Source organism: Paenibacillus methanolicus, from assembly GCF_008124765.1.
GTDB classification, from domain to species: domain Bacteria; phylum Bacillota; class Bacilli; order Paenibacillales; family Paenibacillaceae; genus Paenibacillus_Z; species Paenibacillus_Z methanolicus.
In genome coordinates this window covers 439,162-460,643 of sequence record NZ_VNHS01000005.1, presented here as the reverse complement: position 1 = coordinate 460,643, position 21,482 = coordinate 439,162, and the positions used below count along the sequence as shown (strand labels likewise).

Annotated in this window: 17 protein-coding genes; 7 read left to right on the top strand and 10 right to left on the bottom strand. The window is 60.3% G+C overall.

Annotated features, from left to right (window positions below):
• Positions 1-54: 54 nt before the first annotated feature.
• The 6 genes from BCM02_RS15950 to BCM02_RS15925 form a co-directional block, all read right to left on the bottom strand.
• Positions 55-1,656, bottom strand: a complete 1,602-nt coding sequence (locus BCM02_RS15950; protein WP_148930086.1) for a response regulator — start codon at positions 1,654-1,656, stop codon at positions 55-57.
• On the bottom strand, positions 1,634-3,385 hold the full coding sequence (locus tag BCM02_RS15945) for a sensor histidine kinase (protein ID WP_148930085.1): 1,752 nt from the start codon (positions 3,383-3,385) through the stop codon (positions 1,634-1,636). Before BCM02_RS15945 ends, BCM02_RS15950 begins: the two co-directional genes overlap by 23 nt.
• Before the next feature lie 194 nt (positions 3,386-3,579).
• A complete protein-coding gene (locus BCM02_RS15940; protein ID WP_148930084.1) occupies positions 3,580-4,974 on the bottom strand; it encodes an ABC transporter substrate-binding protein in 1,395 nt (464 codons plus the stop codon).
• A 167-nt stretch (positions 4,975-5,141) separates the two neighbouring features.
• Positions 5,142-5,972, bottom strand: coding sequence for a carbohydrate ABC transporter permease (locus BCM02_RS15935; RefSeq protein WP_148930083.1), 831 nt, complete (start codon positions 5,970-5,972; stop codon positions 5,142-5,144).
• A gap of 22 nt (positions 5,973-5,994) precedes the next feature.
• Positions 5,995-6,927 (bottom strand): carbohydrate ABC transporter permease, encoded by a 933-nt coding sequence (locus BCM02_RS15930; protein WP_148930082.1) that lies wholly within the window; start codon positions 6,925-6,927, stop codon positions 5,995-5,997.
• Positions 6,928-7,048: 121 nt separating this feature from the next.
• Complete coding sequence (locus BCM02_RS15925; protein WP_148930081.1) at positions 7,049-7,729, bottom strand: hypothetical protein; 681 nt, start codon at positions 7,727-7,729, stop codon at positions 7,049-7,051.
• A 106-nt stretch (positions 7,730-7,835) separates the two neighbouring features.
• Between BCM02_RS15925 and BCM02_RS15920 the strand changes: the two genes are divergently transcribed.
• From BCM02_RS15920 to thyA, 3 genes are all read left to right on the top strand, one after another.
• Positions 7,836-8,660, top strand: a complete 825-nt coding sequence (locus tag BCM02_RS15920) for a MerR family transcriptional regulator (RefSeq protein ID WP_148930080.1) — start codon at positions 7,836-7,838, stop codon at positions 8,658-8,660.
• A gap of 16 nt (positions 8,661-8,676) precedes the next feature.
• Complete coding sequence (locus tag BCM02_RS15915) at positions 8,677-9,699, top strand: serine hydrolase domain-containing protein (protein ID WP_148930079.1); 1,023 nt, start codon at positions 8,677-8,679, stop codon at positions 9,697-9,699.
• Positions 9,700-9,780: 81 nt separating this feature from the next.
• Positions 9,781-10,641, top strand: coding sequence for a thymidylate synthase (gene thyA / locus BCM02_RS15910; protein ID WP_148930163.1), 861 nt, complete (start codon positions 9,781-9,783; stop codon positions 10,639-10,641).
• Positions 10,642-10,720: 79 nt separating this feature from the next.
• Here the strand turns inward: thyA and BCM02_RS15905 are convergent, their stop codons facing one another.
• Together BCM02_RS15905 and BCM02_RS15900 are read right to left on the bottom strand one after the other, a co-directional pair.
• A complete protein-coding gene (locus BCM02_RS15905) occupies positions 10,721-11,254 on the bottom strand; it encodes a hypothetical protein (protein ID WP_148930078.1) in 534 nt (177 codons plus the stop codon).
• Positions 11,255-11,422: 168 nt separating this feature from the next.
• On the bottom strand, positions 11,423-15,736 hold the full coding sequence (locus BCM02_RS15900; protein ID WP_148930077.1) for a glycosyl hydrolase: 4,314 nt from the start codon (positions 15,734-15,736) through the stop codon (positions 11,423-11,425).
• Positions 15,737-16,073: 337 nt separating this feature from the next.
• Between BCM02_RS15900 and BCM02_RS15895 the strand changes: the two genes are divergently transcribed.
• On the top strand, positions 16,074-16,463 hold the full coding sequence (locus tag BCM02_RS15895; RefSeq protein ID WP_148930076.1) for a hypothetical protein: 390 nt from the start codon (positions 16,074-16,076) through the stop codon (positions 16,461-16,463).
• Positions 16,464-16,535: 72 nt separating this feature from the next.
• Here the strand turns inward: BCM02_RS15895 and BCM02_RS15890 are convergent, their stop codons facing one another.
• Both BCM02_RS15890 and BCM02_RS15885 read right to left on the bottom strand, forming a co-directional pair.
• Positions 16,536-17,330 (bottom strand): anti-sigma factor, encoded by a 795-nt coding sequence (locus tag BCM02_RS15890; RefSeq protein WP_148930075.1) that lies wholly within the window; start codon positions 17,328-17,330, stop codon positions 16,536-16,538.
• Entirely contained in the window at positions 17,327-17,920 is a 594-nt protein-coding gene (locus tag BCM02_RS15885) for an RNA polymerase sigma factor (RefSeq protein WP_148930074.1), read from the bottom strand. The genes BCM02_RS15890 and BCM02_RS15885 overlap by 4 nt, the downstream gene beginning before the upstream one ends.
• A 268-nt stretch (positions 17,921-18,188) precedes the next feature.
• Between BCM02_RS15885 and BCM02_RS15880 the strand changes: the two genes are divergently transcribed.
• The 3 genes from BCM02_RS15880 to BCM02_RS15870 are packed head-to-tail and all read left to right on the top strand — an operon-like array spanning position 18,189 to position 21,459.
• Complete coding sequence (locus BCM02_RS15880) at positions 18,189-19,358, top strand: COG1470 family protein (RefSeq protein ID WP_246183396.1); 1,170 nt, start codon at positions 18,189-18,191, stop codon at positions 19,356-19,358.
• 2 nt (positions 19,359-19,360) lie between these two features.
• Positions 19,361-20,416 (top strand): ABC transporter ATP-binding protein, encoded by a 1,056-nt coding sequence (locus BCM02_RS15875; protein WP_148930073.1) that lies wholly within the window; start codon positions 19,361-19,363, stop codon positions 20,414-20,416.
• On the top strand, positions 20,413-21,459 hold the full coding sequence (locus BCM02_RS15870; RefSeq protein ID WP_148930072.1) for an ABC transporter permease: 1,047 nt from the start codon (positions 20,413-20,415) through the stop codon (positions 21,457-21,459). Before BCM02_RS15875 ends, BCM02_RS15870 begins: the two co-directional genes overlap by 4 nt.
• Positions 21,460-21,482: the final 23 nt, after the last annotated feature.

Below are 21,482 nucleotides of genomic sequence, written 5' to 3'. Positions count from 1 at the left end.
AGTAAAAAGGAGCCGCTTCCGCAGCTCCCAACTTTCGCGTTTCGCCTGCTCCTCCTATACGCCGCGCGTACCGCTCCCCCGAAAATCGCCCGGGCTCATCCCCATATACTTCTTGAACACCTTCGAGAAATACGTACGGTCGGAGTAACCGAGCTGGACGGAGATCATTTCGATCGTCGCATCCTTGTCGCGCATCATTTGGAGGGCGATGTTCATTTTGAACCGGTGGACGTAGTCGGTGAAATTGACCCCCGTCATCTTCTTGAAGTACCGGGAGAAGTAGCTCGGGTTCATGTACAAATGGTTCGCCATCGTCACGAGCGACACGTTCTCGGACAAGTGCTCCATAATATAGCGGTCGATCTGCTTCGGCTTCGGATCGACCGCGTAGGCCCCCGTCTCCGTCGGCATCGCGTGCATGATGCCCGCAAGTCTCGTCTTCACGCTGTGCGCCGTTTCCACCAGGCGTATCGTATGTTGAAGCTCGGTAAGGAAGGCGGCGTTGTCCCTGTCATAACCGGCCTCCGCTTCGATGAGCCTTACCCACTGCGCGAGTATGGCGATGACCCGCGCGCGAGCCGCCCGGGCTTGCTCGGCCTTGGCCGCGAGTTCGTCCACGATGGCCAGCATGTCCGCCGCATCCCGGACGCGGAACGACTGAAGCAGCCGTTCCTTCTCCCGCTCCCCCTCGAACGCGGACGCCTGAGGCGCTAGACCTTCCGGCTGGCGATGGATCGCCGCGATGCCGCTCCGTTCGTAGTAGAGCCGGGTTCGGCTGAACTGCCGCAGCTCCCGAATCGCGCTCGCGAGACCGCCGAGTCCCTGCGTCTCTCCGCCGTGGCAAATCGTCAGCGCAATGCGCAAATAGTCCGCGGCCTTCGCGGCCAGCTCTTCCGCGAACCGGCGGAACAGCGCTTCCGTGTTGACCGCCAAATTCCGCTCGTAGTTGAGCAGCAGGACCAGCTCGCGGCCATCTTCCGCGAATACCGTCATGCCGCGGAGGTCGCGCGCCATCTCCTGCGCGATATTGTACAGCGCGTAATGGAGCAGCGGCGCGTCTTTCAGCCCATAGCTGCCCAGCATGGAATCGAAGTCGATATGAACCAGTCCCAGCATGAAATGCGACGCTCCCCAGTCAATGCCGAGCCTTCGGCCGGAAGCGAGCGTCACCTCCGAACGATCCCCGCCGGACACCTGCTTCCAGAACGCCTGCTTCAGCACGTCGCGGTTGCGCTCCACCTCGTCGCGGTAAGACAGCTGCGAGGCGCGCTCGTGCTGCGCCTGGATGAGCCGGATGCTCTTCTCGACGCTGTGCCGGAGCGCATCCGCCGTCAGCTCGTCCTTGATCAGGTAATCGTCCGCGTCGAGCTGCACCGCCTTGCGCGCATACTGGAAGTCTTCGTGGCAAGTAAGGAAAATAATCCGCACGTCCGGACGGATCGCCCTCAGCTCGGCCGCAAGTTCCAAACCATCCATGTGGGGCATTCCGATATCGGTTATGACCAGCTGCGGCGTCTCTTCCTTGAACCGCTCCAACGCCTTCGCGCCCGACTGCGCCGTTGCGGCGACCGTCACGCCCATCTCCTTCCAGGGCAGCAGCTTGTTCAAGTACTTGAGCATTGGCGCGTCGTCGTCAACCAGCATCGCTCTGTACATAACCGGCCTCCCCTCTCCCCGCGGGCATCTTGCCCGGTATCGTCATCGTGAACGCCATGCCGCCCCGCCCGCTCCGCTCGATCGCCATGCCGGATGCCGGTCCGTACGTCAGCTTGACGCGGCTCCATACGTTGGCCAGCCCGATGCGCTTATCCGTCGCCTGCGGCTCGTTCTCGTCCCGCAGCGTCCGCCGCAGCCGCTCCAGGTCGGTCTCGCTCATGCCCCGCCCGTTGTCGCTGACCGCGATGACGCAGTCGCCGCCTTCGCGTCTGGCGCTCAGCCAGATCGCCGCATCCTCGCGGCCGTCCTCGAACCCGTGCACGATCGCGTTCTCCACGAGCGGCTGCAGCATGAGGCGCGGCACCTCCAACTCCGCCACCGTCTCGTCCAGCTCGACATGCAGCGCGATCGGCATGTCGCTGCGCATCTGCATAATGTCCGCGTAATCCTGCAGCAGCTTGCACTCCTGCCGCAACGTGCACGGTTCGTTCACCCGCATATAGGCGCGCAGCAGGCTCATGAGCGCGTCGATCTGGCGGCTGTGCACGGGGTCCCCCTCGAGGACGAGATTGCATTTGATCGAATTAAGCGTATTAAGCAGAAAATGCGGGCGGATCTGCGAGAACAGCGCGTGCAGCTCGATCTCCCGCTTCTCCTCCTGCTCCTGCTCCACTTCGGCGATGAGGCGGTTGATCTGGTCGAGCATATGGTTGAACGCCGTCCCGAGCACCGCCACCTCGTCCTTGCCCCGCACGGGGAATCGAAGCATCCGGTTGCCCCCGCCGAACTGCTCGGCCGTCCGCCGGAGCTTGTGGAGCGGCCGGTGCAGCGTCCGCGCGATGAACACCGAAATGACGAGGAACGCCGCGACGCATGCCGACAGCGTAATCGCGTAGAACTTGTACACCTGGGAGATCTCAGCCGTGATCGACTTCGAATCGTACCGAAAGAGTAGCTTCCAGCCCGGCCGGCCGACCTTCGCCTGGACCTCCTTGGCATGCGCCAGACCGGACAGGTCCGCTCCTTTCGCATAGCCGTAAATCAGCCCGCCGTCCGCGGCCAGCAGGCGGAACGCGCCATCGCCGCCCTTGGCGAACGTCCGCTCGAAATATTCGCTCGGAATGCCGACGTACAGCGTGCCGAGTTTCGAGCCGTTATCCGGCGTCCGGATCGATTTCACGGCGAAATAGTACGACTCGGTCCGTTTGCCCGAAATTTGCAGCAATCCCTCCGCCTTCTCCCACCGCATCCGGTTGCCAGCCGCGGGCTCGGTCCGCTGCCGCAGCCACCGGTTCAGCGAAGGATAATCCAGCACGTTGTTCGCCGCGTAGATCACGAAGTCGCTGTTGTTGACGAAGAATACCTGCGCGTTCAGACCGGACGTCTTCGAGTACGCCAAATCCATGAACTCCGCGATTCGCCGATGCGTGAAATAATCCTTCGACGACGACAGATTGCGCACGTCCTTGAAGGCGATCAATTCCTCCAGCGTGTTGCTGTCGCTCGCGCCGAACAGGTTGGAGGCGTAGATCATATCCTCCACGTTCTTGTCCAGATCGGACGCCATGACGTTCACCATGTTCTGGTTCGACGCGTTCACCTTCTCCACGACGACGTCCTTGATCAAGTAATACGACGCGACCGAGACGAAAGCGAGCGGCAGCAGAATGAAGACGATGAGCGAAAGCTGGATTCGCCGGTAAAATGAAAATTTGAGCAGCCACTGCACCTTCCGATTCCTCCCTTGCCGCCCGCTATGCAAGGTGAAACGGCTATCGCCGTCTTATGCTGCGATAGCCGTTTCATTCCGGAGAAATACAAGATGATGGAGAGGCGCGCAGCTTATCCATGCTTGTATTTGGAAAAAGGCAACCTCGCGGTTACCTCTTGCCTGATCGCCCCGAACCTGTGACTAGCGGGCGGTTATTTTTTGTTCTTGGCGATAATCGCGTTCGCTTCGTCCGTCATCTGCTTCTGCGCTTCCTCGGCCGTCAGGTCGTCGAGCAGGAAGGCGCTCAGCCCGTTCTCGAGCACCGTCTTCAGCTCGCCGGAGTAGCTCGTCGAGTAGCTCGGCTCGTAGACGGTCTTAATGCGCGAATCGAACGCGGTCGCCCCGAGCGATTCCAGATCGACGAGGTTCGTCTTGTCGCCGACGAGCGCGGTCATGACTTTGTTCTTGTCCGCGGCCTTGGAACCCGGGAAGTCGACGACGACGTCGGTCTGCGTCGCCATGTATTTGATGAACGCGTACGCTTCCGCCTTGTGCTCGGACGATTCGCCGACGCTCAGGTAATGTCCGCCGATGTAGCTCGTGCCGACCGGCACGTCATTCGAGGAAGCCGGCAGCGGCGCGAACACCGTCTGGAAGTCGTGCGGGAAATTCGTCGTGTCTAGAATTTTGTTCACGATGAACGTCGCGATCGGGATCATCGCCGCCTTGCCGTTCAGGAACTCGGTGTCGTAGCGCAGCTTCGCGCCTACCGTATCGGACAGCGACTTCGCCGACTGGTCTTCCTTCTCCATCGCGCGGCGAAGGTTGAAGAAATCCGCGAACGACTTGTCGCCGAATGCCGGCGTCTGGTCCTTCGTCAAGTACGGATGCGGCAGCTCGGAGTAGGCGACCGGGTTCGCGTATTCGCCCCACGTATGGAAGAACGCCCCGTATTGCTTGGCATCGCCTTCGCCCGTGGTCATCTTCTTCGCGTAATCGCGGAAGTCGTCCCATGTCCACCCCCACGTCGGCACCGGCAGCCCCGCCGCATCGAGCGCCTTCTTGTTGATCGCGACGAGCCACGGCGAGGAAATATCCTGCAAACCGTAAACTTTGCCGTCGTACTTCGGCGTCATATAGAACGCGTCGTCGACGTTGATGCTATCGGCCTTGAGAAGTTCGTCCAACGGCGCCAGCACGCCGCGCGCGGCACGCTCGCTGACGAAGTCGACGTGGGAGAACGCCATGACGTCGAGCGGATCGCCCGAAGCGGCCATCAGGTCGAGCTTCTTGTAGAAGTCGGTCGTGGAGCCGGTCGTCACGAGCGGCACGGACTCGACGTCGATCGTCGGATTCGCCTGCTCGAAGTTCGCGATGATCGTCGCCAGCTTCTCCTGGTTGGCGCCGTTGTCCCAATTGTAGTATTTGATGGTGACTTTCTCGCCGCTCGCGCCGCTGTCTTTCGCGTCTTCCGCGGCGTTCGTTTCCTTCGTGCCCCCGTTATTCGGCGTATTCGCGCCGGACTCCTTGTTATCGGCGTTGCTGCCGCAGCCGGCAAGCGCCATGGCGACTAATGCAGAGGTTAATGCGAGCTTCGTTGCTTTCATTCTCTGTTCCCCCTCAAGGATAGTGTACTCGGTTACTTCTGTAATTGTAAGCGTTTTATTCTAAACGCGGCGTGCACTCTCTTGCGTTCCTTGTGCAGTTCCTTGCGCTGTTCCGCTCGCGGATGATGCCCGGCCCGATGCGCCGATGGTCTGCGCCTGCGACGGCGTTACCCTTTGACCCCGCCGCCCGCGATGCCGTCGATGACCTGCCGCTGCAGCAGGATGAACAAGATGAGCAGCGGGATGATCGCCGATACCGCCGCCATCATGACGACCGCGTAACTGGTCGAATAGATGTCGTTGAACGACTGCATGCCAAGCGTAATCGTGAACAGCTTCGGATCCATCAGGAAGATGAGCGGCCCCTGGTAATCGTTCCACGTCCATAGGAACTTGAGGATGCCCACGGTCGCGATGATCGGCTTCGCCATCGGCAGGACGATCTGCCAGTAAATGCGGAAGATGCCCGCGCCGTCCATTTTGCCCGCTTCGATATATTCTTGGTGAATGCCCATCATGAACTGCCGCATGAGGAACGTCAACGGAATCGTGAAGGCGCCCATCAGGATAAGCGACGCATGGGTGTCATACAAGTGCAGCCACCGGATCATGATGAACCGCGGGACGAGCGTCGCCTCGTTCGGGATGAGGAAGAACGAGAGGAGCAGGATGAACGCGCCGTTCTTGAACGGGAAATTCAGCTTCGCGAACGAGAAGCCCGCCATCGAGGAGAACAGCAGCGTCAGCAGCGTCGAAATGACCGCGAGCTTGAGGGAATTGAAGTAGTGCAAGTTGAAGGGAACGTCGCCCATCCACACCGTTTTGAAATTCTCGATGAAGTTCCACTCCCGCGGAATCCACCGGATCGGGAAGGCCATGACGTCCTTCTCGAACTTGGAGGCCGCGGAGACCATCCAGATGAGCGGGGAGATGAACAAGATCGAGAAGACGGCCATAATCGCCGTGACGATCGTTTTCCCCGTTGTGCCTTGTCGCATATTGAATCGCCAACCTTCCGGGCTAAAATTGTTTCTTCTGCGCCTTCCACGTAACCGCCGTGACGACCGCGATGATCAGGAACAGCATCCACGACAGCGCCGACGCGTAGCCCATCCGGAAGTTCTGGAAGCCCTCTTCGAAAATGTAATACACGAGCACGTTCGTCGAGTTGTTCGGTCCGCCTTCGGTGAGGAACGCGACGAGGTCGAACACCTTGAACGACGCGACGATCGCCGTAATGCTGAGGAAGAACGTCGTCGGTCCGAGCATCGGCAGCGTAATGCGGTAGAACCGCTGCAGCCACGACGCCCCGTCGATCTCGGCCGCCTCGTACAGATCCTCGGGAATCGTCGTAAGTCCTGCCAGGTAAATGACGATGTTGTACCCGATCCCCTGCCAGACGGCGACGATGATAATCGCCCAGAGCGCGAAATCCGTGCTCCCCAGCCATCGCGGCGGATCGGCGATCCCGAGGCTCATGAGCAAGTTGTTCACCGGTCCGCTCGACGGATGGAACAGCGCCGAGAACACCGTCGCCACCGCCACCGTCGTCGCGATGTACGGAATGAAGAATACGACCTTGAAGTAGTCCCGCAGGTACACCTTCGAGTGAATGAGCACCGCGAAAACGAAGCCGATGAACATGCTGACCGGCACGGTGATGATCGTGTAGACCAGATTGTTCTTCAGCGAGAGGTAGAACGTCTTATCCTGGAAGAGCGCGACGTAGTTGTCCAATCCGACGAAGCGGATCGCCTTCAGTCCCCCGACCAGATTCCACTCCGTGAAGCTCAAGTAGAGCGAGAAAAATAACGGGAACACGCCCAGCAGCACGATGCCCAGAAACTCCGGCGCCGCGAACGCAATGCCGATCGCCGCCTCTTTGCGCCGGTTCGTCCAGAACGGCCGCCTGCGCGTCTCGCCTGCCCCCAGGTCTCTCGATACAGATGCCATTGCCACTCACCTCATCTTCTTTTGACCTCATTATAGGCAAACGGCAAAAACTCCCGTACGGACGATTTGTACGGGAGTGTGCACTATTTTTACTTTTTGGGATGAGGGTGGGCGCTATTGCTTACCTAACCCAGACCCGCAGCGGTCCGATTGCCGTCCAGCCCGCCTGCCGCGCGGCATCCAACGTCTCGCCATGCTCGTAGCCGACGAGCGGCAGTTCGGGAAAAAGCGCAGACGACGCACGGGCAATCGATTGCCAGAGGGTATCATGGGCGAGCGGCGGCGGCGCAAACACATTGGAAATGCCTACTGCGCCTGCGCCGACGTTCGCGATAAAGCCAGACACTTCGCCGTCGGACTCCCGCAGGAATACCTTCACATCATGTCGCTGCAGCAGCTCGGGCTTCATCAGATGCGGCATGTCGGCGGCGGCGGCCCATCGGGCGAGCTCGCGCTCGTTGGCGACGATGGTCCATGCCGGCTCATCGACAGACGCTCGGAGGTCCGCGGATGGTTCATGCATAATCCACTCCGCCTCGAACAACAGCCGGAACCCGAGCTTCGCCATGTCCAGCTTGGCATAGCTGTCTTTCAATCCGTTGATGTCCCGGGTCGTCAGCCATCGCCGTACGTCTTCGGTCGTTGCGTCGGCCGTCGCCGTAATAAGGTCCGGGTAAAATGGCGGGGCTGGCGCGAGCGTCCCCCATAACTGCTCTTCTGGGTTATGGGCAACTCCATACAGATCGCATACGGCGGCGCACCAGGCGATGTTATTTTGCACGGCGATATCGGTTCGCGTCATCTATCGTTCCTCCTCATCTAAAATTAGCTGTTGACTTTCCCCTTGGGGGAAGGCGCAAAGTAGAAGCAGACATTCGAATGCAAAACGATGAAAGCGAGGTGCCCGGTTGCTGTCGATCGGCGAATTCTCGAAGCTGTGCGAAGTATCGACCAAGACGCTTCGCTATTATGACGAAATCGGACTGATTACGCCGGATGAAATTAACCCGGACAACGGGTATCGATACTACGCCGTCCGTCAGTTGAAGACGATGCTCATGATCAGTCGTCTCAAATCCTACCATTTCTCGCTAGAGGAAATCAAAGCGATTCTGAAAGCAGAACCCGATGATGCCGATGAGCGGCTAGGCGCGGCTCTGCACCGCAAAAGGCAAGACATGCAGGTCCGGCTCGGCGCGCTCGAGCGAACGCTCCGCCAAATGAACGCCGATCTGGCGAATCTTGCGCGCGGCATTCCGCTGCTGGCGTACGTCGACCGCATCGACGTACAGCTTGCGACCGTGCCGCCAATGACGATTGCGTCGACGCGGCTGATGATTCGCGGCGAGGATTACGACGCCGGATACGGCGCGTTTTTCGCCCGGCTCTATGAACGAATCGCCGCCGAGGGACTCACGTTAGCCGGCACGCCGATGACGATCTACCACAGTTCGGAATATAACCCGTCCGGCAATGATACCGAGTTCGCCATTCCGGTCGAGGAGGCTGGCGACGGAACGCGGGAGCTGCCCGGAAGGTTATGCGCGCGGGCCGTCCTGAAAGGCGCTTATCCGGAATTACAAAGCGTGTACGCCCGGTTGCGGGAATGGATCGAGGAGGAAGGATACGTCGTTGCGGACGCGCCTTACGAGGTATACCTGACCGATCCGAAACAGGTGAACGACGCGGCGGAGAGCGTCACCGAGGTTTATTTTCCGATTCGAAAGAACTAAAAGGAGGCATGCAATCGTGCAACGTATCGACCGTACCTCTTCAAGCTGGCCAACCGCCGATTCGGAAGCCGCCGGGATGGACGCGCGCTCGCTGGCGGGGCTGGAAGCCGTCATCGCATCCGAGTATGCGAACATTAACGCCGTCGTCGTGGCCAGGAAAGGAGCCCTGGCGTATGAACGGTATTGGCGCGGCGCCGCTCCCGAACATGCGCACCATGTCGCATCCGTGACGAAAAGCGTCTTGTCCGCGCTGATCGGCCTGGCCATCGAGCATGGGCATATCCGCGATGTCGACCAGAAGGTGCTCGAGTTTTTTCCGGAACACAGGCCGGCGGCCGATAACGGGGTGATCGCGGATATTACCATTCGTCATCTGCTTGCGATGACCGCCCCCTATCCGTTCGAAGCTTGGCGCGAGCCGCTGGACCAACTGTGCATGCAGCCGGACTGGGCGGCGTATACGCTGGGTAAGCTGGGACGGGGCGGGAACATCGGCGACTTCAAATATTCCACGTCGGGGGCGCATCTGCTGTCGGTCATCCTCACCCGGAGCATCGGACGTAGCGCGCGCGAATGGGCCAATGAACGTTTGTTCCGGCCGACCGGCATGCGCGAAATTCCGGCTTATGGCATGACCGGCTACGGGTTCGACGAGCTGTTTGGACATGCCGTGCGCGGATGGGTAGAGGATCCAAGCGGCAGCTCGACCGGCGGCTGGGGACTTACGCTTACGCCTCGGGATATGGCGCGGTTCGGGCTGCTTTATTTGAACCAGGGACGGTGGGGCGATACGCAAATTCTCTCGCCGGCGTGGATCGATGCGTCCACGGCCTTGAACGCGCATGGCTACGGCTATCTGTGGTGGGTGCGCGAAGAGGACGGCAAGCGCGGCTTCATGGCGCTCGGGGATGGCGGCAACGCGATTTGCTGCCTGCCGGATTACGGTCTCGTCGTCGCGATCACGTCCGATTTCATGCCGCAGCCGCGGGACCGGTGGACGCTGATTAAGGAGCATATTTTGCCGGCCGTCGCGGACTGAACGCGGCTTGAAGAGTTTCTCCTTGCCCTCGCCTCGCCGCGTGGTATAATGACGAAAGTTATTTTTTACGAGGTGAGTACACTGGGTCAATTCGATTTGATTTATAAAGACATCGTCACCGATATTATGGCCAATGGCATCTGGGACAAGGATCAGAAGGTCCGCGCCAAATGGGCGGATGGCACGCCGGCTTACACGAAGAGCGTCATCTCCAAGCAAATCGTGCTCGACAACGCCGAGGTTCCGATTCTGACGACCAAGCGAGTCGCGTGGAAAACGGCCATCCACGAGCTGATCTGGTTCTACATCAAGCGCACGTCCGACGTCTCGTATTTGCGCGAGAACAACGTGAAGATTTGGGAAGAATGGACGCGCGAAGATGGCACGATCGGGCGGGCTTACGGGTATCAGCTGGGCAAATCGTTCCCCGAGGACGGCTCGCCGGACGGCAAACGTCAGTCTGACCGTATCACGAACCAGGTGGAGAAGCTAATTGACGGACTCAAGAACAACCCGGCGTCGCGCCGCCATATCATATCGCTGTATAACATCGACGACAATCACGACATGGCGCTCTATCCGTGCGTCTGGCACAATCAGTGGCTCGTCAAAGCGAACAAGCTGCACCTCATCGTCGGCATCCGAAGCAACGACGTCGGCCTCGGGCATCCGTTCAACGTGTTCCAATATTACGTGCTGCAGCGGATGATCGCGCAAGTGACCGGCTACGAGCTCGGCACGCTCACGTTCAATATCAACGACTGCCACATCTACGAACGCCACCTCGAGCCGCTCGCGAAGCAGATTGAGCTTGAGCCTTTCGAAGCGCCGACGTTGTGGATCAATCCCGAGGTGAAGAATTTTGATGACTTCACGATTGAGGATTTCAAGCTGCTGGATTACAAGCATCATGAGAAAGTTCCGATGGAAGTCGCGATTTAAGCGTTGCGGCTGGCAGCGGACAAACGAAAGGACGGTATGCGAGGATGCATGCCGTCCTTTGTTTCGTCTTTGGGCTGGACTAGTCTTCCGCTGGCAAGTCCTCTTTGAAATAAAGGCGATAGCCTTCCGGCGCTTGCTCCTTCAGCTCGTTGTACAACCGACGACGGAAATCCAGATACCCTCTACGGAACGATTCGTATGTCATCGGCACGCGCTGCCAGTCTTCAATGGGCTCTAAGGAATCACGATCATAGTCGCGGAAAACAGACAAAAAGAGCATCTCCCCTTCGCGTTCGAAGAGATAAACCGCGCCGCCCTGCTCCCCAGTAGACATCTTATAAGAAGTACAGCCCGCTTCAAGTCGCGTAAATAACAGCTTCAGCGTGTAGAGCCAGTCATCGATCATCATTTCTTCGGGGGCGGAGGCATTGCCGATAATCCACATCTTGCGATCATGGACATGGATCTCGAATTGCCCGCGAAGGGGAATCGTATCGGTCATTCGCAGCTCGGAAATCGGCAGCCGCACGACTCGAGGTTCAATCCCTTGATCGACTCTCTTGATCATGTCGAGAATGGAGTAGGTCCATAAATCTCCATAGATAATACGCATACGTAAGCTCCTTTATCGTCTATCCTCAGATGCAAATGGCAGGACTGCGTTGTCAATCTATACAGCCTAAGCTCTTCCATCCTAGCTTATTTTCGGATGCCATAAAAGACCTCAGGAAAAGAAAGACGGCAAGCCCAAATAGGCTGCCGTCTCTACATTTATCTCAATTTACTCCGCTAGCGCCACTTCGTCCACGTACAACGTCGCCGGTCCGGTTCCTCCGGCTGGCTCGATTTTGATGCCGATCGCGTTCACCGCTTCTCGGCCTGCGATGTTCGCAAGCGAGAGGGTCAGCGTCGTAAATCCGTCCGCGCCGAGGTCCTGAGACGCCCCGCTGTCGTACCATTTCCAATCCGATCCGACCTTGATGTAGAGACGCGCCTTGGCCGAACCGCTGGACAGCTTCACCTTCGCGCTGATCGCGGAGACGCCGGACAGGTCGACTGCTTCGACCTTCGTCAGCTCGAAGTTGCCGCTTAAGTTGAACGTCGAGGCGAGCGCGTGCGTGCCTTCCGCCGCCGCGTCTACCGATGATACTACCGCCGTGGCGCTCGCGTTGTTCTGGCTGACCGCCCAACCCTGCGTGCCGGACTCGAAGCCGTAGAGCGTGCCCGCCGGCGCCGGCATGCTGCCCGCTCCGATGCCGCCGTTCGGCACGCCGCCGGTGCCGTCGTTGATGACCCGAATATCGTCGAAGTAGAGCGACCCGCTCGTCATCGGCACGCCGTCCACCGCATTGACGTAGATCGAGAAGTCGCGTACTTCTTTCAGATTCGTCTTCGTGATCACCTTGCCCGCGTTCGCCGTATCCCACGGCGCCGGCTTGAACGCGCTGAACGGCAGCGTCACCCAGCCCGCTTCGGTCGAAGCAAGCGATGGATAAGCTTCGAACGAGATGCCGCTAATGTTGATCTGAATGACGAGTTTCTGATTCGACCCATCCGGCTTCAGATAGAACTTCAGCTTGTTGAAGGCCGACCAGTCGACGCCGCCGAGCGATTTCGTAATGCCCGCGTATTTGTTGCCGGCCAGCGTGTAATCGTATTTCATCGCATAGCTGCCTTCGACTTTGTTAGATGCGGTCAATGAGACGCTCGTCGCGTCGCCTCCCGCATGTTTGAAGCTGCCGGCCAGCTGCGCGTCGCTGCCCGAATACGATTCGAAATCGTCGACGAGCGCCGGGTCGCGCGGAGCTTCGACATAGGTGCTGTACAGCCGGATGTTGTCCACGAGAATCGCCGCATTGCCGGACAAGCCGCTGCCGATGAGCGAGATCGCCAGACTGGTAGCCGCCGCCGATTTGGCCGCGTCGTTCACGTCGATGACCGGTTGATAATGCCAGTAAGATTGGCCGCCGATCGTCACTTTCTCCAGATCGGCCAGCTTCTGCTGCGTCGTCGACATGCCGTACTTCGTATCCCAGTCCGGCGGCAGCATGACGACGCCGCGCAAGGTCGCGTCTCCGCTCTGCTGCTCCGTCACCGGCACGTAGATATCCATCGCCACGCGCTTCGCGTTCGCCAATCCGACCGTCTGAGCAGCCGCCGGAATCTCGAGCTTCAATTCCTGCCACGTGTCCGTCGCATCGAGACCGGTCACGTTCATCGCCAGCATGCCGTTGCCTTCCTCCGCCTTGTGCGTCAAGGCAAGGCCAATCCCGTCATGCGTTCCGACATTGGAGTAGGTGCCGTTGTTCTGGATCGCCGCGATATCCGTCGCTTCATTGAACGCATTTGCATGAAGCTGAATTTGCGGCACCTTCACGAATACGGTCGACTTCGACTCCAGCGCGACGGTCGTGCCGTTGTACGCCTTCACCGTAATTTCCGCCGTCTTGCCGTTGAGCGCGCCGCTCGGCGACCAGTCCGCGGCATAGAAGCCATCGCCATCCAGCGTCATCGGCACCTCCGTCCCGCCCGCTCCGATCGTATAGACGACTTTCGTCGGCGTCGCGTTCAGCACGCGCGCGCGGATCGTCGCCGTATTTGTTGCCACCGTGCCGTCATGCGACGGAGAAGCGATGTGCATGAACGGCCGCTCAGCCCTGGCTTCGACCGTTCGCGAGTAGATTGCGTCGCCTTTGATGTCCCCGGCGAACGCGGAGTACGTATCGGCATAATACGACTGGAAGTCCGGCAGCAGCTCATGATCGCCGAGATCCTTCGCGTTCTTATAAGGGACAAACAAATTGCCGTTCGTGCCGAAGTTCGCCCACGTCTGCATATAGGCGATCCGCTTCGCGTCCGGATCGGCCTTGATCGCGTTCAGCAGGCGAGTGAACCACGCCTTGTCGCCGTTGCCGCTTACCTTCATGCCCTGCGGGCTGTAGCCGAATTCGGAGAACGTCGCGATTTTGCCCTTCTTGTCCGCCAGCTTCGAGATCATGGCCAGATCGCCGACCAGTCCGCTCACGAACGACTCGGAACCCGGGGAGGCTTGATTGTCGTACTGGTCCATGCCCAGGACGTCCACGTAATCGTCGCCCGGATAGGTCGTCAAGTAGGATGCTTCGCTGCCGCCGAAGGAGCCGTTCGGGGAGTAGACGTACAGGAAGTTGTGCACGTCCTTCTTGTCCCGGAGGTACTCGACCGTATAGCGGAAAATCTCGACGTATTCGCTCGTGGACGTCGTCTTCGCGCCCCACCAGAACCAGCCGCCGTTCTGCTCGTGAAACGGACGGAACAGCAGCGGGATCGATTTGCCATTATCGTCCTTCAGCAGATGCGCGAACGCCGCGATATTATCCAAGTAAGCATTGTACGCCGCGTGCTTCGCGCCGCCCGGCAGGATGTTCGCCACGACGCTGCCCGCCGTATCGTTGAACATGCCGCCCGTCACGAAATTCGGCATATGCGCGCTAAGCGTCAAGATGCCGCCCAGCTCGTGCGCTTCCTTCATCGAATCAGCCAGATTCTCGCGGCTCTTCGCTTCGTTGCCCGCCACGCCCGGCTTCTCCTTGCCGTCGAGACTGAGCGTATCCCAGCCGAACACGGCCGGGAAGTCGCCGACGGCGTTCTTCACGTCGGACTGCGGCCCGGCGGCGCCATCGACGAACGAGAGCCCTTCGTCCGTCACGTGCTGCTGGCCGAACAGGACTTCTTGCCCCCGACGCTCGTTCAAATACGCGAACAACGATTTGGTCTCAGCCGTCGCTTCGTAGTCGACGAAGTCGGTACCGGTCGCAGGCGTCTCGCCGCCGGGATCGACGGTACCGCCTCCGCCATTCCCCGGGTTACCCGACCCGCCGCCCGAGCCTCCGGAGCCCGAACCGCCGGTTGTACCCCCGCCAGTTGATCCTGCGGGCTTCGCCGTTTTGCCGTCGATCACGAACTTGCCTTGTTCGAGCGGCTTGCCGCCGAGCTGTACGCCCGTTGCCCCGATGTCCGCGGAACCGATCGTTCCCTTCGATTCGATCTTGGTGCCGTTCGCGCCGCTTCCGATCGTCAGGTCGCCGATCTCTGATTTGTCGCCCACGCTAAGTTCAGCCGGTGCATTGACGTCTACGCTATCGGCCTTCGACTCGCCGTTCAATTCCAGCTTGGCGGCGCTATCCAGCGCTACGCGGCCGATCTGCGTCTTGCCTTCCGCCAGCACGCGAACCTTGCCATCCGGACGGTTCACCGATACTTCGCCAAGTACGGCATCGATCAGCGTTACGGTATGTTCGCCGCCGCCCTGGATGAACGTCTTGCCTTTCACGGTCACATGATCGAGCATTACATTGCCGCTTCCGATGCCTGGGGTCAAATACAGATTACCGTTGATCGTCGTATTTTTCAGAACGATATTCGCCTCGCTTACGACAACGTTGCCGTCGATCGTGCCTGCGGTTACCGTTCCCGCGCCGTGATAATAGCCTGCCACGAGCCGATCCACGAACACGATCGCTTCCGCGCGGGTGATCGGCGATCCGGGGCGGAAGGTGCCATCGCTGTACCCTTTAATCATGTCGGAGAGCGCCGATACCGCGTCTTTCGCATAGGCATGAATGGCTGCTCCGTCCGCGAACGTGATGTTAGCGTTTGCATTTTGCTTCAAGCCGAACAATCTCGCCAGCAGCGTAACCGCATCTTCGCGCGTGACCGGCGCAAGCGCTCTCGCCGTACCGTCCGGGAAACCGGTGTAATATCCGGCTTGTTTGGCAATCGCCAGCTCATTCGCATACCAGTCGTTCGCGCCGACATCCGTGAAATTCGACGCGGCTTTGGCGGTAAGACCGAATACCCGGTTGAGAATCGCGACATATTCCGCCCGCGTAATCGCCTTGTTCGGCATGAGCACGCCGTTGGCATCGCCCGTCAACACGCCGTTCTCTGCCCATCGCTCCAAACTGTTCTTCGCCCATCCGGCCGCCTCGACGTTCGCCGCCGAGTCCGCCGTCAAGCCCGGTACGCTCCCTGCCGCGCCGTACACCGGCATGCCGCTGGATAACGCGACCGCGCCGCTTAAGGCCGCCGTCAGCCATCTCTTCTTTCGCTTCATCGTTCGTTCCTCCCGTAGAATCGTTTGGTCTGCCAAACTTTTGCATGCATACGCAAATATAGATAGACATCTGAGTCTCGTGATTTGTTAGCCTAACAATATTTGTGTATGCGTTTACAAATTAGTATAAGCACTACTAACTAGTTCCTCAATGTCTTCAATTGTCATTTATAGGCTTGAATTTAACTAAGCGGTTAAATCCCCTTGTATATTTGTTATGTTTTGTTAGGTTGCTAGAAGTTTGAGTCACCACCGACAATTCGCTCCGCGGATGCAACTTCGACGTTCCAGGTAACGTTTGAGAAAGAAGAGGACCAATTCAAGAGGAGGTCACGTCATGACGCATCGCAAGAATGTCGCGCTGCTCGTAGCCGTCGCCGTAGTTATCGTCGGTCTTGTTGGATATTTGCTGCTGCATGCGTTTACCCGGGAGATCGATGAGACGGTCGTCTATGGCGTGAGCAGCGATGCCATTGAATTCGATTGTACGGACGAGATGAACAAATGGAACTCCGGCGACCGGAACGATATGGCAATTGGATGCACGGCAAGAATTAGCGAAGATACGACCTTAGAAGACTTAGCCGGAAACAAGTTGTCCATGGACGATTTTTCGCATGACGATCGCATACGCATTGTGCTAGCGAGACCCTACAACATTCGGGAGGGACTCGGCTCGGTTGAAGCGAAGAAAGTGATCCTGATGTCTCGAAGCGACAGAGACTGAATATTTGCCGTTAACTAAAACGGGAGCCCGGCTCAATGCCGAAGCTCCCGTTTTATAGTTTATTCCCGCCGGTCACTTCGCCGGCAGCCGGAACACCAAGGCATCCGGCGCCGACGGCTTGACGCTGCCCCCCGACGGCTCCACGGTCAATACGATGTGACGCGCCTGGTCGAGCGAGCGCCCGCGTACGTAGAGATGCGCCAGATTCGCCTCTTCGTGCCGGAGAACGCCGAGGTTCTCCCGTCCGCCATCGTTCTCCGCCCATGCTCGGACGTCCAGATCGTCGCTCGGCAGCAAGCCTTCGAGCAGCACGAACACCTCGCGGGAAACGCCGTTGAACCACACGTAGCCGTCGCCAAGCTCGTCGCCCGCGGCATGCACCAAGCTTGACGTCTGCGGGTTGTTCACCAGCACCATCGCGCGCGGCTCATGTTCGGCCACGTATTCGGCGCGGCGCTCCTCCGGCTCGTGCGCCATCCGGAGGAGGCTTGCCAGACTGACGAACAAGACGGCCGCCGCCGCCCCGACGGACAAGGCCTTCCTGTGGCCGTGCGCCGCGTCCGCGATCCGCTTGCGCGCCGCCGCCCGACGCACGCGCCGCGCCAGCCGGAGCCGAACGGCATCGGACGGCATCGGCGCGGTTATCCGCTCGCCTTCGCCGGCCATCCCCCCAGCAGCGCCAGGCGCTTCCTCGTCCAGCAGCTTCGTCCACTCGTCCGCCTTCGCGCGGCAAGCGGCACAGGCTGCCAAATGCCGGCGCATGATGTGCGCTTCGGCAGCCGTCTTCCGGTTCATCAGCAGGTCGACGATGTCTTCTTCCGCGTACAGCCCGGTGCAAGTTTGTCGATTTCTATCGTTCGCGCTCATCGTCTCGCCTCCTTCGCCGACGCCCTCGGCTCGCTAGTTCCGCCGCGCTTCTCCAACTGCTTGCGCAGATGATTCAGCCCGTATCTCACCCAAGACTTCACCGTGCCCAGCGGCACGTTCCACTGCGCCGACATCTCCCGCTGCGTGCTCTCGCCGAAATAACTGCCGACGACCGCCGTCCGCTGCCGATCCGGCAGCGTCCGCAGCGCCTCCAGCAGCTCCTCCTTCTGCAGCCGCGTCAGCACGACGTCCTCCGTCGGCTCGGCTTCCCCAGCCCTCTCCAGCTCCTCGGCCTCCGCCTGGACGAGCCGCTGCCTGCGCCTCATCCGGTCCAAACTCCGGCTGCGGGCCATGACGGCCAGCCACGCGGCGATCGATCCCCTTGCCGGATCGTAGGCGCGGCCGCGCCGCAGCGCTTCCAGGAAGACGTCGTGGCAGACGTCCTCGGCCTCCATCCGGTCGCCCGTCACGCGCAGCGCAATCTTCATCACGAGCGGGGCGAACCGTTCATAGAACGTCTCGAACGCGCAAGCCGAGCCGTCGCACATGGCCAGCAGCACCTCGCGCATGTCATCGGTTGGACGGTCCATGCTCCTTCTTCTACCTCCTTGGTTCATTGTCCGCAACTTGCTTCTCTTTTTCGTTTTACCAAAAAATCCGGCGGGAGAAAATATTTTTTTCGCAAGGTGAAACGGTTATCGCCGTCTATTAGCGGCGCGTTACATTCCGGATAAATACAAGTTGGATGAATACATGTGAAACTTATAAATTCTTGTATATCGAGTAAATCCGCCGGCCGATCTCGCGCGTACCCCTTATGAATGCCAAAGGGCGAACTATTCTCAAGGAGGGATTCGCATGCGATACGCATGCACGAAGCCAACAATGTCAAAAGCGCTGATGGTTCTATTATGCCTGGGGTGCGCACTCTCGGCCGCCATGCCGCATCAGGCGCAAGCCGCGGGGACGGTGGAGCTGTACACGCCATATCTGCAGCTGTCCGCGCCGCCGGGCGACGCGATCAGCTACTCGATCGAAGCGATCAACCGCGGCGAGTCGACGGCCGTCGCCGACGTCGCGTTCGACGCCAAGGGCAACAAGTGGGACTATGAACTGACCGCAGGCGGACGCGCCGTCGACCGCCTGGCCGTCAAGGGCGGCGAATCGCAGACGCTGAGCCTCATGCTCCGCGTGCCGCTCGAGATCAACAAAGGCGTCTACCGGTTCGAGGTCAAAGCGGGCGGCGGCACGCTGCCGCTTGCCGTCGTCGTCTCCGAGCAAGGCACGTTCCGCACGGAACTTGAGACCGAACAGCCGAATATGCAGGGCCACAGCGATTCGACGTTCTCTTACACCGCGACGATCCGCAACCGCACGGCCGAGAAGCAGACTTATGCCTTGAACGCGCAAGCCGAGCCGGGCTGGGACGTCTCGTTCGCCGACGGCGGCGGCACAAACGTGACGTCGGTCGAGGTCGAAGCGGGCGGCGAGAAATCGATCAGCATAAGCGTGAAGCCGCCGGAGACGGTCCAGGCCGGCACGTACAAAATCCCGGTCGCGGCCACGAACAATGCCAGCTCCGCCGAAACGACGTTCGAGGCGGTCGTCACCGGCACGTACGCCTTGTCGCTTAGCACGCCGAACGACTTGCTTAGCACGGACGTCACGGCCGGGTCGGAGCGCAAGCTGGACTTGACGTTGGACAACACCGGCTCCGCGGAGCTTGCGAACGTCAGCCTGTCCGCCGATTCGCCGACCGGCTGGGAGGTCACGTTCGAGCCGTCCGCGGTCGAATCCATTAAGCCGGGCGAGACGGCGCGCGTGCAGGCGACGATCAAAGCGGACAAGAAGGCGCTCGCCGGGGATTACGTGGTGAACGTCACCGCGTCGGCGCCCGAGAAATCCGCCAGCGCCCAATTCCGCGTCGCGGTCGAGACGTCCGTGCTCTGGGGCTGGATCGGCATCCTGATCATCGTTCTGGTCGGGGCGGGCATTTATTACTTGTTCCGGAAATACGGGAGGCGGTAAGCATGGAGGCGACTCCTTGGACGGCGTCCGCCGGGGCGGAGCCGATCATCGAGCTGAAAGGGCTGAAGAAGAGGTACGGCGAGCAGATGGCCGTCAACGGGCTGGATCTGCACATCGCCAAGGGAGAAATCTTCGGCCTGCTCGGCCCGAACGGGGCGGGCAAAACGACGACCATACTCATGATGCTCGGCTTGACCGAACCGACGGGCGGCAGCGTGCGCGTCTGCGGACTTGATCCGGCGCGCAATCCGCTGACGGTCAAGCGTCGCGTCGGCTATATGCCCGACGACGTCGGCTTCTACGAAGACCGCACCGCGCTGGATAACTTGATGTTTACGGCCCGGCTGAATCGGATTCCTTCCGCGCAAGCGCGCCAGCTCGCCGACCGGCTGCTCGAGCGGGTCGGGCTGGCGGAAGCCCGCGACAAGAAGGTCGGCGCGTTCTCCCGGGGGATGCGCCAGCGCCTCGGCATCGCCGACGTGCTGATCAAGCAGCCGGACATCGTCATCCTCGACGAACCGACGCTCGGCATCGACCCCGAAGGGGTGCGGGAGCTGCTGCGCCTGATCCGGGAGCTTAGCCGGCAAGACGGCCTGACCGTGCTGCTGTCCTCGCATCATTTGCACCAGGTGCAGCAAATTTGCGACCGCGTCGGCCTGTTCGTGCGCGGGGAGCTGATCGCCCAAGGCGATGTCCCATCGCTGGCCCGTCAGCTCGATCAAGACGGCACCGTCACCGTGGAGCTGGCGGTCGGCGGCTGGAACGATCGTTTGGCCGAGACGCTCGCTTCGCTGCCCGGCGTGAAGGAAGTCCGCGCGGAGAATGCGTCCGAGATAGACTCCGAGACGGGAGCTGCGGATGCCGCGCAGATTGCCGCGCCTACTACCGAAGATGCGGTCGATACGACGCTCGTCGCGTTGGTCTGCGACCGCGACGTCGCTTCGGAGGCATCCGCCGCGATCGTGCAGGGCGGCGGACGGCTGCTCGCCATGAAGCGCAAGCAGTACGGGCTCGACGATATTTACCACCGCTATTTCGAAGGAGGAACTCGCGCATGAAGGACACGGCAATCGGCGCCGCGCGCTGGAGGTCCTGGATAACCGGACTGCGGCGGGGCGGCAAGGAAGCGTCGCTCTCGGCGGCGCCGGGTACCCCTTCCCCGTTCTGGGTCATCGTGCAGAAGGAGTTCGGCGACCATATGCGCAGCTGGCGGTTCGGCATCCTGATCGGCATTATCGCGCTGGCATGCATCGGCTCGATCTATGCGGCGGTCACCGCGCTCCAATCCGGCGTCGAGGCGCAGGCGACGGATACGGAATATCTGTTTCTGCAAATGTTCACCGCCTCCGACGGCAGCCTGCCGACGTTCGCGACGTTCGTCACCTTCCTTGGGCCTCTCATGGGCATCGCGCTAGGCTTCGACGCGGTGAACGCCGAACGGAACAAAGGGACGCTCGGCCGCCTGCTCTCGCAGCCCGTCTATCGGGATGACTTCATTCTGGCGAAATTCACGGCCTCGCTGCTGCTCATCGCGGTCGCCCTGTACGCGCTCGGCTTCCTCGTCATGGGGCTTGGGCTGCTGACGATCGGCTACCCGCCGACACCGGAGGAATTCATCCGCGTCGCGCTGTTCCTGTTCGTGGCCGTCGTCTACGTCGGCTTCTGGCTGAACCTGTCCATCCTGTTCTCGATCCGGTTCCGTCAGGCCGCGACTTCCGCGCTGTCGGGCATCGCGCTGTGGCTGTTCTTCTCGATCTTCTACGGCATGATCGTCGGCCTGATCGAGAAGGCGACGGCGCCGGCCGAGACGTCGGCGCTCTCGATTCTCATCCGCCACGCCGAACAGATGCTGCTGCTGAACCGGCTGTCGCCGTCGTTCCTGTTCACGGAGCTGACGACGACGCTGCTCACGCCGGGCGTGCGTTCCCTGGGTCCGCTCACGACCGCCCAGGTCGTAGGCGCGATCGCAAGCCCGCTCCCGCTCGGCCAAAGCATCTTGCTCTGCTGGCCGCAGCTGGTCGGTCTGCTCGCGGCGACGATGATCTGCTTCGGGATTTCCTACGCGCTGTTCATGCGCCAGGAAATCCGCTCGCGTGCTTGACGCGCGCACGTCAAACAGGGCTG